The following is a 12,817-nucleotide window of genomic DNA, read 5'->3' as shown; positions in this document are numbered from 1 at the left end:
GAGTCAACCTGTAACAGGACGTTACCTTTTTCAGGCATTGATTTTCAAGTTAATTTTGGCTTAATGACTCACTTGTTAAATAATAATCTAAGACAGGTTTTTTGCATGGTTGGATTGAAAAGTATTAGCTGGGTTAGACGTTGCTATTTTCATCGCTCAGGAACACTCACTGAGTGCTGCTTTTTAATTACTGAAAAAGTTAACGAGACCCACTCAAAAGTGCAGATAAACAGGCGTCAAACACTGCCATGCAAATTGAATTGTTTAACGACACAAGTTTGTGATGGATAACAGTATTTAACTGCAATTCAGGTTACACTGTTTTTTTGTCTTTTTAGGGTATCACTGTGCTGACCAAACTTTTAATTACGATATTGGTGATAGTTGGAGCGATGACGTATTTACGTCATGGGCGTAAAAAACAGCAACAGGTAACAACCAAGTATGAATTAGCTAATGAAGGTCGCTTTTCTGGGGCTAAATTGAGCATTTACTGTTTAATTTTATTGTCGTTATCGGCGACGGTGGCTTATTGGGGCTGGGGTTGGTATCAAGACAATATTATCGTTAATGTTACAATAACCTCGCCACTTGAACAAAAGACCCAAACTTATCAAGTTCGAAAAAAAGACATTGAGATGCAGCGTATTACAACGGTTGATGGTGTCCAAATTAGATTATCGAATCAAGAGCGAATTACGATTACACCGCTGGCAGAAATTGACAACAAATAAGCGTTCAGTTTCTTTACTATAGGCCGTTTATCCAATCATTAACGGCCTTTAAAAGCAGGCTTACTGCTTCATTTTAATCCTTGTGCTTGGTTTTTGTCGCTACTTTTAAACCGCTGTCTAACGACAATAGGTTTCCAATAAAGCCGCTATCAAAGTAAACCTATCTATTGTCTGCTACAGCGTTTGAAATCCGGTTAGTTATTACCTAGCAATGATGCGTTAACCCAATATTTGCTGTTGTATTGCCTGCATGAAAAATATTAGCTAGTTAATTTGTTGTTTAAATGTCGCCTTGGTTTCTCGGTTTGCCTGATTGTACCAATAATTGAGCATGTGAAGAATTTCAGCCTGATCTTGAGCGGTGGTTTTAATGTTAGGTGTCGGCGTAGGCTGTTTCCCTGGTGGAGTGATAACTGACATCCCAACGACAGGCGAGATGAGTCTTGATGATGTGGCTGCTCCTGCTACGTTAGCATTGGTTGTCCCTGTGTGTGTTTGAGGCATAGCTTGATTGGTTGGCATGTTGTTCATCGCCATACTCGCAAAATCAAGTACGGCTGCGGCATGATTACTGCGGTTAAATGTTGCTATTTCAGCATCAAAATCACGGCCTATTTGAAAACCGTTTTTACTTAATTGATGACTCTTGAGGGCAAGGTTATTACCTTGATCATCTTTTAGGGTTATTTGGGGCGCTTGATTAAATTGTTTTTGGGTTTTGGACGAGCGCACGTGAGCAACGCTTAATTGATATTGGCCGGCATGAGCTGGCGTAAAAGTCGCGATCAGTAAATTAGAGGTAAATTGCGATCGATTGCCGCGCTCGTTATAAGAGGTATTCAGTCGAAAGGCGAGCTGTATCGGTTTAAGTGTGTTGGCACTAAAGCGCACTGAAACCGATTGCGGTTCATCAGTTAATTTGCCATTTACGGCAATCATTTCAATATTATTAGGGTAATTCACGGTCACGTTTTCAGCAGCCGATGCCAATGACGACAATAGTGTTAGTGGTAACAATAAATAAGTTAACGCATCAATCAATGACTGTTTAACGTTTGGCATAATCAATCTCTCAGGTAAATGTTTTAAAAATCATTGCTATGACAAAATATAACAGCAAAGCGGAGTAATTTATTTATTATTTAGCTTCTGCTGATTGATATTCGTTACCGCCATCTTAGTTAAGCCTCAGGTGGCATTATTCAAAACTGGGTTGTAAATGTTGGGGTAACTCAAATACTTTTACGCTGTGAGTTAATGGGCAAGTAAATTCAAAATAACAACTAGTGAGTTTTAAGTTGGGGCTTTGCTCATCGGCTTTGCCATGTAATCTATCTCCCACCACACTGTAGCCTAAACTTGCCATATGGATACGTATTTGATGTTTACGGCCGCTTTCTATTTTTACTGAAACTAATGATTGATTTAACTGGGCTTGATACTCAATAAGTGTGGCATGTGACAACGCGGGTTTGTTATCGACATCAGTATTTATGCTCACGGTACCTGTTGGAAACTTGCCGTGAACGATCACTTGGTAATACTTAGTTAAGTTTCGCGTTTCAAACATATTGGCGATAGCGCGAGTGGCATTTTTGGTATGGCCAATCAACATCAATCCCGTTGCCGCTCTATCAAGACGATGAATTAAATAAGCGCTGCGCTGAGGTTGACAATTAAGTGCGACATAGCGGTCGATGGTCGTGTGGTCACTCCATTTTGATCCTTGGCTTCGCATGCCATAAGGTTTGTACCACAAGCTGTATTCACCTTCGTCAAATAACATTTCAGCAGGTGTTACGGCTTCATCTAAGACTTGTTGGTTGTAGTACAGGTCAAGTTCATTGCCTATTTTTAAGGCTTTTTTTGCACGACGTAAACGTAAGGTTTGCTTACCTTGTGTGAGCCAAACCGCGCCTTTTTGCATGGCTATTTTGATTTTTTGTTTTGATAAACCCGTTTCTTGCGCCAATAAGGTTACGGCATCAACGTCGATGCTAGTCACTTTAATGTGGCATTGTATTTTTTCAAAGCTCATGGGTATTTGTTTTTAATCCACTGAATTAGGTTTGGCAGGTGTAGGGTCATCTTAATTGCTTTGCCCGCAGGCAATAATTTTACGCTATTTCCTGGCTAATGGGGGCGTCATTATGGCTTTTTTGTCGTTAAATGATGATTGTGGAAGCGTTTCAAATAATGTTAACTCGAATTATGGCGCATAACTGGATATGATTGCTGCGATTACGTTTTTTGGAGATACCCTTTTGGAACATTTTGTGTGGAATTTTGACCCGATCTTATTCAGTTTAGGTCCGGTTATGGTGCATTGGTACGGTGTGCTTTTTGCCACAGCCATTAGCTGTGGTTTTTTAGTGATGAAGCATATTTATAAGCGTGAAGGTTTACCGGTTGAATCGTTAGATGATTTATTAATGTATTGTGTGGTTGGCATTATAGTTGGTGCACGGTTAGCGCATTGCTTTTTCTATGATCCTGAGTTTTACCTCAGTCATCCGCTTAAAATTCTATACATATGGGAGGGGGGATTAGCCAGTCATGGCGGTGGTTTAGGTGCGATTTTAGCGCTGTTTTATTACCACACAAAGACCAAATTAGCATTTTTATTCTTGTTGGATAGATTAGCAATAGCTACAGCCATTTTTGGCTTTTTTGTGCGGATTGCTAACTTTGCTAACTCAGAAATTCTGGGGAATCCGACGGATAAACCATGGGGGATTGTGTTTGCGCGTGTCGATAATATTGCCCGTCATCCCGCACAGCTTTATGAAGCGATGGCTTACCTGATTAGCTTTGTGGTCTTGTATGCGATTTATCGCAATACACAATTAAAACAAAAACATGGTGGTATATTTGGTTTATTCTTATTGTTTATCTTTAGTGCGCGTTGGGCTATTGAGTCAGTTAAGGTGAGTCAAACAGCCTACCATGAGCAGTTTATTACGACCGGTCAGGCATTGAGTATTCCGTTTTTGATTGTTGGCGTGATACTGTTTATTAAAGCGCTATTACCTACTAAAACCGCTAAATAGTTTGCTTTTAGTAAAACGTCGCTATTGCGAGCAGATGCTTTATTTTTATGAATAGATACGACTAAAAGTAGAAAGTAGAAAGTAGAAAGCCACGGTAAAGTGGCTTTTTTATTGCCGTAAAAGCTGTGCTTATTTAGGCATTAGTCAATGTGGCTAGGTTTATTTCAGACGAAAAGTCACATCAACGTTGTCAGTTATTGTGACATCATGCTGTTGATAACTTTGACTAATACTATCTTCTAATGCCATGGCTCTCATTTGTTGGCGTACAGGGTGTACTTGATGGTCTTGGTAGCGAATTCTCCACACACCTTGTATTTCTGTGTTAAAACCTTCGGCTAAATCTTTGGCTTTTTGCTGCGCATCTTTAATGGCACGTTGACGAGCTTGCTGCTTAATTTTTACAGCCTGGCTGGTTTGATATTCAATATAGTTAATGCGATTGATACCGTTGATAATGGCATTATCAAGGATGTCATTGAGTTGCGATAATTGACGAACAGTGACACTGACTTGACGAGTAGCTTGGTATCCGACAAGGGTTCTAGGCTGATTTTTTTGCCTGTCATACTGTGGTTGCAGGGTTAAATTAGCCGTATGAATGTCGGCCATATTTATTTTTGCTTGGGTATTTTTTGCTTGAGGTGACTTGGGGGCAGAGCGTTTATCTGCTGAGGTTTTGGCCTGAGTCAGTTTGTTGATTAAACTTGCTACCGCGTTATCGGATAACGTTTTTGCTTGTTGCGCAGTCTTTGCATCACTGATAACGGCTACGTTGATGATAGCCATATCCGCATGGGTAACAATTTTACTGTAACCACGGGTCTCAAGATGTGCAAAACTAGGCACGACAGCATGGACTGGATTAAGCATTAATGCGCACAATAAACACAAGTTAACGCTAAAACTGAAATAACCAATAGTACGTGACATATATTCTCCTACATAAAATTAAGGTGTTTACATAATGGCATTGCTGCCTTGCCCTTGTGACTGACGATGACCTGACTCATTTATGCATCAACATGATGTATTGCAAAGTAAGTTCAGCCTTTTGCCAAATGGGATAAATTATCTAAACAAGTTAACTAACGCAGGTATAAACGGCATGTATTTGAAAAGGAGTTATTTAAATAAACACACCCTATTGCGACCTGAGGTTTTTGCGTCATACATCGCACTGTCTGCATCGGCAATGAGTTTTTCTAAAGAGTGCCCTGAGGTGGTAAAGTCACTGACACCAAAACTGCCACTAATGGTAAATTCAAATCCTGTATCTGCAGTATTAATTTGATTTAATTGGTGTCGATATTCTTCTGCAATAACCAATGCATCTGCTTTACTGCAATTAGGCAAAAATACGCAAAACTCCTCTCCCCCAATACGTGCAAGAATATCCACGGTTCTGACTATTGGTTTACAGGTATTGGCCACATTTTTGAGAACCCAATCACCGGTTTTATGACCATAGGTGTCGTTAATGGATTTGAATTTGTCTAAATCAAATAAAATACAGCTGCCAGGATGCTGACTTTTAATGCATTTATTGATGGCGCGATTGGCTTCTTGAGTAAAATGACGACGGTTAAATAACCCTGTTAATCCATCATTTTGCGCAAGGTGACGTAATTTAGTTTGGGTGGTTTTACTGCGGTAAATAAATGCGGATAGTAAGGTAATACATACAATCAATAAGGTGATAAACAGCTGATTATTTTCAGCTTCAACTTTATCGAATTTTTGTTTTAACAGCAGGAGATTATTTTGTTGGCTTAACCATTCAATATGGCTACGTTGTTCAGAAGCACGGTGCTGGGCTAACTGGAAAGCTAAATGCTTGGCTTTTATGCCATTTAAATAGGCTTTGTCTGCTTCGGCATATTGCTTGAAATACGATAGTGCCGCGCTCATGTCATTATTTTTTTCTGCAATCAGGTATAACACTTTGTTTGCTATGACCGAGGGTTCAGAACTCCCAAGCGATTGGGTAAATTTAATGGCATTTAAGGCGTAGTTTTGGGCTTGCTGAGTTTGATTTAAGCTAAAATGGGCTTGGGCGAGTAAACTATAAAAGTAAGCAATATAAGGAGGATATTTAGTGGCTTCGACCAAGGATTGCTGTGAAGACAGTAAGGTTATTGCATCAGCGTAATGCGTATTATTAATGAATATGTTCGCTTTCGTGGTGTAAACCCCAGCAAGGACGACGGATTCATTCATTTCTTTACATAGGGCAATGGCGTTATCAAATATTGCATCTGATATCGTGAGTTCATTTAGGCGAAATTTAGCTTCAATTTCTAAATATTTCCCCATACATTGCTCACGACTTTTAGACACATCGGCCTGTAATTTTTTTGCATAGTTCAGTCCTAATGTGTATTGGCCAATTTGATTATAAAACACGGCTGAAATTAGCATACTCATGTGCTTAAATTCAGTTTGATTTATCTGTGGTAATAATTGCTGGCTAATTAATAAGTGTTTTAAGCCCTCATTCCAATTTTTGGCAATAGCAAAAATGTTCACCAGTGAAAGGTGGGTTCGAAATCTGATGCTGGCGGAGTGCTGCTGATTAGCGAGAATGGCATTATATACGTCAACGGCTTGTTTAAAATCACCAATAAATGACAATTTATAAGCATAAAGGTATTGGTAATAAGCCTTTTGCTCTAGGGTTAGTTCGGTTTTTTTTTGCGCTAATTTAGTCAATAAATTGTGAAATTCTGATGGATCGCTACTGCGAATATTGTCAGCTTGAGTCAGTAACTTATCGATATAATCGGCATTTAAATTGAAAGGTAAAAAAGCGGTAAAGATAAAAATAGATATCATTGATATGAGTTTTTTCATTTTTATCTTTACCCTTATCATTTATGCACTAAGTTGTATTTGTGGTGTCTCTGACTCAGGCGTTTTGTCTTGATTTTCATCCGGCTTGTCGTCTTCTGCAGGCACCATAATGCATACCACATCAGGGCAAATATCGAGTTGTTTTTCTAAGGCGTGCACATCTTGCTGCAGAAGTGCCGCTTTTAGTTCGGTTGTAATCTGCGCTTGATTGACCGCGGTTGTGAGTTCAGCTTGGTTTTGCAGCTGTGAATCTTGCCCCATACGGGCAAGTAATTGAATGATATTTGACATATTTTCTCCTTAAATATAATTGCAAATCCAACATATAATTTGCAAATGTCGTTAAGCTATAATTAGCTTGTGTGGTTGAGTAAACTTTTTTCTAATGAGGCTAACCGTTCCAGCATGAGCGTGTTCTTTTGCATGCTTTGACAAGGCGGGACGACGAGGGTTGTGTGTTGGAACATGTCGGTTTCAGCCAATGCGTCTAAGGCAACATACTGTTGGCGGACACGGTCAATCGGCAGTACCGCAGCTTCATATAAAATAACCTGGTGAGTGGCTGGGTAGGTTTCAAGTAACAGTTCTACTAACAGTTGCCTGTGAGCTTGAGTGGTTTCAAAACGCGCTAAGGATTTGTCTCCTGCAATGCCAACTTGCCATAAGATTAAATAAGCTGAAGGGTCTATAACGCGTTGATAAAACATAAATTGACTGGCTTCATAATGCTGACAGCCAACTTTACCTGGGTCGATACCTAAATCAGCAAACAGGCAATCTTCGGCGGATATCCCTGGTAGCATTTGTGCACTAAAGCCTTCTTTTTTCGCTGTTTCAATTGCCACATGTGGTGCCTTAGCAAAGACGCCAGGATGGCCATAAAACGCGCCGACGACTTTTTTTCCTAATCTCACTTGTTCCAACATGGCATCGACCATTTGTTGGTAAGTTGTATTGCGTGATTTACCTTGTTGATAAAAGGGCTGTAAGCTACGAACGTCTGGGTGCATTTCTTCTAACCACACTCCAACGATAGCATTGGATACGCCACTAAATACCACATCAGCATTTTCAATGTAACTTTGACTGATGGGGCTTATATGAGCGCCTAATGTCATCCCAAGCCCTACGCAAACTAAACTTCCCTTCATTACGTGATACCTGTGTAAATGATTGTTATTGTTTTTTACGTTAATTTAACAGTTGTTGTTGGTTTTGGGCAGCGGAAATTGCCAATTTTCAGCTTCAACATAACAAGTGGTCGTTTTTTGTACTTTTGGGGCGTGTTTATCCTGAGTTTCGTTAGATTCAATAATAAAATTGAGCCGCTTAGTGATGCGCTTGGTTGCGAGATTGGTTGAGTCAAAATCGGCATAAATACGCGAAAATCCAAGAAGCTTAAATCCGACTGACATTAACGCGACGGTGGCATTGATGGCATGGCTTTTTCCATTAGCATGTTGTAATAACATTAAGCCAATATCGGCGAACTGAGCGTGTGGTTTTCTCATGCCTAAACTTTGTAACCCTATGGCGTCGCCATTGTGTTTTATTACCCACATCCAATAGGGGGTCGCTTGATCGACCGTTTTGTTAAGCGCAAGGTTAAATGCCGCATTTATTTGCTGCTTTGAAAAGGGCTGACAAATTTTTCGCATGGTTTTTGGGTTGCTGTAAAGCATGCTAAATAGCTCAAACTCCCCCTGGCTGATTAAATGCATCGATAAGGTTTCGCTGGTAAAATTGACGTTCATATTGGCGTGGTCGAATTGTGTTGTGGTGGTTTTTGTTCTGCAAAGCGAATCACCCCAGAACCGTGCTCTTCTCGGTCAAAAATCACATAATAATTATTCAATAAAGGTAAGCCGACTAAGGTTTGATTAGCCCAGTTAGCCAGCTTCCCAATGATTTTAAAGCAGGCTTTTCCTTTAATGGGGCTATTAAGTTGCCAGTAATCATGTGGTTTACAGATGAGCGTCATCGGCTGTGGGTCGTGAGGGTCATGATGATGACCGTCAAGATGATCATTGTGTGGGGTGCCATCACACTCGGCATGTCCTGCAAATACAAATTCAATATCTGGCCATAAACTTAAGTCGAGCTTATCCATGTCAATGCCAACGTCTTGAGCGTCGAGATCGCTAAATGGGTCAATAAGTGCGATAAAATCTTGGGGTGGCGTGATAGAAGCGGAAGATTGGCTTAGTTGCTTTTGGGCTAATTGCGCCAGGTTTTGTTTGAGACCATTAAATAATACGTCGGTTAACATAATGCCGCTGACACCGGTATCAACAATGCCATTGGTTAAAAAATGCTGATATTCAGGCTTTAGAGGGGCCGCTTGTATGAGTTCAAAGCCTGCGACTTTAATTCCTAACAATGTGACATTGTAATGAACCTCATGTTCGACCTTTATATGTTGAAACTCGCCTTGATATAAATGCGTTTGTTCTTTACCCCCCCCTAAGATTAACCAACCTTGGTTTAATGGATCAGCGGCTAATACTGCTTTGGTTGGTTGCTCAGTTGCCATATGAATGCTGCTTCGTTGCGAATAAAATGCAAATTTATTAGCACATAAACCTTGGGTTTCTAGTTCGGTAAAGTAAGGCAAGATGTCTTGCTCTGGATGGTCTTTTAAAAAAGCTTTGAAGCGGGCAAGATCGTGGCTGCTAAAGGGTGTTTGTCCATCGCCATGGTGAACACTACCAGCATCAGAAAAAGGCCAAGGGAATGTTTTTGCTGGGGTAATACGGTGTTCAATAAGGTATTTTTCAAGATCATAACTGGGATTGAGTTGATGGTAAGCCAGCCCTAAAATGCCATTTGCGCCGCCAAACGTTTCACGTTGTTCAAGTGATGACACGACAGCGACAGGGCATTGTTCTAAAGTGATGGCAAAAGCCGTGTTACCGATGGTGACATCGGTATGGACGACTGGACCATCCCAACCACCAATGCCATAGCGAATTTCTTGAGCAAAGGTCGTGGCGGTGAGAGATTGATCTTGCTCGGGGTGATAAGCTAATTGTCCTACAACTAAGGTACTGCTGCCGCTGTCTACGATTAAATTGACTTTTGCCTTCTCACTGCCAATTTCCAATGTGACCGTATAACCCCCTTTGGCATGTATATTAAGAAGCGGGAGTGCTAACGGGTGAGCTTGTGCCATGATATCCATTCCATGTTGTTATTATTATTGAGTGCAGACTCGTTATTATCATTAAAAAGTTGTAGTGATTAATCGCTACTTTAGTCATCGCTAACGTTCAAAGCTAATCTACACTAAGAGAGTGATAAAGGGTGAGCTTTTACCTCAATTCACCGGAAAGTATTAATTACTCAGGCTAAGTCAGCGTAAAACAAATTAATTAGGCCATTAGAGGTATAAGATAAAATGATAATAACGTCTAATTTTTTATTGTTTTTTTGACCTATATCTGCAGTAAACCACAACATTTTAATATAGAATCTGCCGCACAAAATTTAGGGGGTATACCAATGTCAGAGAAACACTATATTAGCGCTCAAGAGTTACTTGAAGATTCATTCAGGTTAGCCTCTCAGGTTTACGAAAGTGGATTTAGACCACAGTTTATTGTTGGTATCTGGCGTGGTGGTGCTCCAATTGGTATTGCAGTACAAGAATTTTTTGATTTTAAAAAAGTTGAAACTGACCATATAGCTGTTCGAACATCTTCTTACTATGGCATTGATCAGCAAGATAAAAACATCAAAGTTCACGGCCTTCATTACATTATTGAAAATGCCAATGCCAATGACGGACTGTTAATCGTAGATGACGTGTTTGATTCAGGTCGTAGTGTTGACGCGCTTATTGCTAAACTGACTAAATTTATGCGCTTAAACGTACCCACCGATATACGTATCGCTTGCCCTTATTACAAACCGAACAATACCAAGGTGACATTGAAGCCTGACTATTACATTCATGAGTCAGATGATTGGTTAGTGTTCCCACATGAAGTGTCGGGTTTGAACCCTGAAGAGATTGCTAACGGAAAGTCTGACTTTAAGAATATTCAAGAATTATTCATCTAATCGAGTATTTTTAACTCAACTTTGTTAAAATTACCTTATCGGTTGAAGTGCGCCAACAATATACTGTTGGCGCACTTTTTTATCTTATTGAATAAATGAAACTACTCTATGGCTGCTGTCGATATTTTTAACCCCGTTGCATCTAAAAAGCGTCAATTAGAATTATTAGCGCCTGCTAAAAATGCTGACTTTGGCATTGAAGCTATTCGCCATGGTGCTGATGCTGTCTATATTGGCGGCCCTGCTTTTGGGGCGCGTCATAATGCAGGCAACAGTGTCGAAGATATTGCCCGCTTAGCAAGCTTTGCCCATACCTACCATGCACAAGTATTCGTGGCGTTAAACACCATTTTAATGGACCACGAAATTGAAGCTGCACAAGCCTTAATTTGGGATTTATATCATGGCGGTGTTGATGCGTTAATTATTCAAGACATGGGTATCTTGCAACTGGATTTACCGCCTATTGCGTTACATGCCAGCACCCAAATGGATAACCGCACGCCTGAAAAGTCTGTGTTTTTAGAACAAGTGGGTTTTTCTCAGGTAGTATTGGCGCGTGAATTAAACTTACCGCAAATTAAAGATATCGCCCAAAGCACACAAATGAAGCTGGAATATTTTATTCATGGTGCCTTGTGTGTCAGTTACAGCGGCTTGTGTAACTTAAGCCATGCGTTTTCTAATCGTAGCGCTAATCGTGGTGAGTGTTCACAAATGTGCCGTTTACCTTGTAATCTCTCGACTCGAGAAGGCGAGGTCTTAGCCCAGAACCAGCATTTGTTATCCCTTAAAGATAATAACCAAACCAATAATTTAGAAGCATTAATTGATGCTGGTGTGAGCTCCTTTAAGATAGAAGGGCGCTTAAAAGACATTAGTTACGTGAAGAATGTGACTGCGCATTATCGCCAGCAACTTGATGCTATTATCGATAGCAGAGAAGACCTAGAGTCTATGTCGCATGGGCGTTGTGAATTTAATTTCACTCCCGATCCTGACAAGAGCTTTAACCGTGGTAAAACTGATTATTTTGTTACTGAGCGTACCCAAACCATTGAGCATTTTAGTTCGCCAAAGTTTATTGGTGAAAAAATTGGCCGAATTAAACGTATGGGTAAAGATTTTATTGAAATAGACACGCGTGAAAGTGGCAAAGATATCGTATTCAATAACGGTGACGGTTTATGTTATTTCGTTGAGCATTTCGAGTCGCAGCGGCTATCGGATGACAAAATTTCAGGTTTACGTATCAACCGTGCTGATGGCAATGTGTTGTACTTTACCGAATTGCCCAAAGACTTAACCGTTGGGGTGATGATGTTCCGTAACTTTGACCATAAGTTTGAACTTACCCTTAATAAGCCTTCTGCAAAGCGCAACGTGCTGGTGGATATTGAACTGGCTGACTCAAGCGCGGGCTTGATGTTAACCGTAAAAGATTGCCATGGTTTTGCTGCAAGCGTTGAACTAGAGTGCGATAAGGTTGCTGCAAACGATCAAGCTAAAGCCGCTGCTAATTTAAAGAAACAATTAGCTAAATTAGGCACAACAGATTACGTGGCGAATAACGTCAATATTCAAACCGAGCAAGTGTGGTTTTTACCCGCATCACAAGTGAATGAATTGCGTCGTGATGCTATTGAAAAATTATCACTAATTCGATTTGAAGGCTATCAACGGCCTGCGCGTTGGGCACACGATAGCGAAGCACGTTTTCCACAAAAATCATTGAGCTTTTTATCAAACGTGGCTAATGAACAAGCACGTGATTTTTATCAGCAACATGGGGTGATTCAAATAGAAGACACCTATGAAAAAAACAACGTGTTGCATGATGCTCCATTAATGGTAACTAAGCACTGCCTGCGTTATAGCTTTAATTTGTGCCCTAAAGAAGTGGAAGGTATTAAAGCTGAACCTATGCATTTAGACATTGGCAAAGACAAACTGAAGTTAGTTTTTGACTGCCAAAAGTGCGAAATGATGATCGTAGGTTCAAATCAATTAGTTAAGTCTTAATATTTATTTAAAGCGTTAAGACCCGTTATTTAGCTTATCAATGGTGTTGATAAGCTTTATTTTTTGTGTGAATACACAACTCAGTATGCCTGTTGG

12 protein-coding genes are annotated in these 12,817 nt (G+C 40.2%); 4 read left to right on the top strand and 8 right to left on the bottom strand.

Annotated elements, in window-relative coordinates; genetic code table 11:
- The first annotated feature begins 347 nt into the window (after positions 1 to 347).
- Entirely contained in the window at positions 348 to 734 is a 387-nt protein-coding gene (locus tag G3R48_RS11180) for a hypothetical protein (RefSeq protein ID WP_212593316.1), read from the top strand.
- 264 nt (positions 735 to 998) lie between these two features.
- Here G3R48_RS11180 and G3R48_RS11175 read toward each other — a convergent pair whose 3' ends face one another.
- Positions 999 to 1,796, bottom strand: a complete 798-nt coding sequence (locus G3R48_RS11175; protein WP_153664105.1) for a DUF2057 family protein — start codon at positions 1,794 to 1,796, stop codon at positions 999 to 1,001.
- A 136-nt stretch (positions 1,797 to 1,932) separates the two neighbouring features.
- A complete protein-coding gene (locus G3R48_RS11170) occupies positions 1,933 to 2,772 on the bottom strand; it encodes a pseudouridine synthase family protein (RefSeq protein ID WP_153664103.1) in 840 nt (279 codons plus the stop codon).
- Positions 2,773 to 2,998: 226 nt separating this feature from the next.
- Between G3R48_RS11170 and lgt the strand changes: the two genes are divergently transcribed.
- Positions 2,999 to 3,784 (top strand): prolipoprotein diacylglyceryl transferase, encoded by a 786-nt coding sequence (gene lgt, locus G3R48_RS11165; protein ID WP_153664101.1) that lies wholly within the window; start codon positions 2,999 to 3,001, stop codon positions 3,782 to 3,784.
- Positions 3,785 to 3,943: 159 nt separating this feature from the next.
- On the opposite strand, the gene G3R48_RS11160 is transcribed toward lgt, so the two are convergent.
- The 6 genes from G3R48_RS11160 to G3R48_RS11135 form a co-directional block, all read right to left on the bottom strand.
- Positions 3,944 to 4,717, bottom strand: a complete 774-nt coding sequence (locus tag G3R48_RS11160) for an SIMPL domain-containing protein (RefSeq protein WP_153664099.1) — start codon at positions 4,715 to 4,717, stop codon at positions 3,944 to 3,946.
- Between the two features lie 192 nt (positions 4,718 to 4,909).
- A complete protein-coding gene (locus G3R48_RS11155) occupies positions 4,910 to 6,637 on the bottom strand; it encodes a tetratricopeptide repeat-containing diguanylate cyclase (RefSeq protein WP_194823878.1) in 1,728 nt (575 codons plus the stop codon).
- Positions 6,638 to 6,658: 21 nt separating this feature from the next.
- Entirely contained in the window at positions 6,659 to 6,928 is a 270-nt protein-coding gene (locus G3R48_RS11150) for a hypothetical protein (RefSeq protein ID WP_153664095.1), read from the bottom strand.
- A gap of 62 nt (positions 6,929 to 6,990) precedes the next feature.
- Positions 6,991 to 7,788, bottom strand: a complete 798-nt coding sequence (locus G3R48_RS11145; RefSeq protein ID WP_153664093.1) for an SAM-dependent methyltransferase — start codon at positions 7,786 to 7,788, stop codon at positions 6,991 to 6,993.
- A gap of 45 nt (positions 7,789 to 7,833) precedes the next feature.
- Positions 7,834 to 8,391, bottom strand: a complete 558-nt coding sequence (locus G3R48_RS11140; RefSeq protein WP_153664091.1) for a GNAT family N-acetyltransferase — start codon at positions 8,389 to 8,391, stop codon at positions 7,834 to 7,836.
- Entirely contained in the window at positions 8,388 to 9,809 is a 1,422-nt protein-coding gene (locus G3R48_RS11135; protein WP_194823877.1) for a pepsin-like aspartic protease, read from the bottom strand. Before G3R48_RS11135 ends, G3R48_RS11140 begins: the two co-directional genes overlap by 4 nt.
- A 329-nt stretch (positions 9,810 to 10,138) precedes the next feature.
- On the opposite strand from G3R48_RS11135, the gene G3R48_RS11130 reads away from it, so the two are divergent.
- Positions 10,139 to 10,699, top strand: a complete 561-nt coding sequence (locus G3R48_RS11130; RefSeq protein ID WP_153664087.1) for a phosphoribosyltransferase — start codon at positions 10,139 to 10,141, stop codon at positions 10,697 to 10,699.
- A 108-nt stretch (positions 10,700 to 10,807) separates the two neighbouring features.
- The gene (locus G3R48_RS11125; RefSeq protein ID WP_153664085.1) at positions 10,808 to 12,721 is read left to right on the top strand and encodes a peptidase U32 family protein; all 1,914 of its coding nucleotides are present in this window, start codon (positions 10,808 to 10,810) and stop codon (positions 12,719 to 12,721) included.
- The last annotated feature ends 96 nt before the right edge of the window (positions 12,722 to 12,817 follow it).

Origin of the sequence: Shewanella intestini, from assembly GCF_018221465.1 — a bacterium.
Classification (GTDB): domain Bacteria; phylum Pseudomonadota; class Gammaproteobacteria; order Enterobacterales; family Shewanellaceae; genus Shewanella; species Shewanella intestini.
This window is presented reverse-complemented; position numbering and strand designations above follow the sequence as displayed.

Excerpts from the sequence above, each read along its gene's own strand:
- G3R48_RS11175 (WP_153664105.1), bottom strand. The coding sequence starts at position 1,796 with ATGCCAAACGTTAAACAGTCATTGATTGATGCGTTAACTTATTTATTG.
- G3R48_RS11170 (WP_153664103.1), bottom strand. The coding sequence starts at position 2,772 with ATGAGCTTTGAAAAAATACAATGCCACATTAAAGTGACTAGCATCGAC.
- G3R48_RS11160 (WP_153664099.1), bottom strand. The coding sequence starts at position 4,717 with ATGTCACGTACTATTGGTTATTTCAGTTTTAGCGTTAACTTGTGTTTA.
- G3R48_RS11155 (WP_194823878.1), bottom strand. The coding sequence starts at position 6,637 with ATGAAAAAACTCATATCAATGATATCTATTTTTATCTTTACCGCTTTT.
- G3R48_RS11150 (WP_153664095.1), bottom strand. The coding sequence starts at position 6,928 with ATGTCAAATATCATTCAATTACTTGCCCGTATGGGGCAAGATTCACAG.
- G3R48_RS11145 (WP_153664093.1), bottom strand. The coding sequence starts at position 7,788 with ATGAAGGGAAGTTTAGTTTGCGTAGGGCTTGGGATGACATTAGGCGCT.
- G3R48_RS11140 (WP_153664091.1), bottom strand. The coding sequence starts at position 8,391 with ATGAACGTCAATTTTACCAGCGAAACCTTATCGATGCATTTAATCAGC.
- G3R48_RS11135 (WP_194823877.1), bottom strand. The coding sequence starts at position 9,809 with ATGGCACAAGCTCACCCGTTAGCACTCCCGCTTCTTAATATACATGCC.
- G3R48_RS11130 (WP_153664087.1), top strand. The coding sequence starts at position 10,139 with ATGTCAGAGAAACACTATATTAGCGCTCAAGAGTTACTTGAAGATTCA.
- G3R48_RS11125 (WP_153664085.1), top strand. The coding sequence starts at position 10,808 with ATGGCTGCTGTCGATATTTTTAACCCCGTTGCATCTAAAAAGCGTCAA.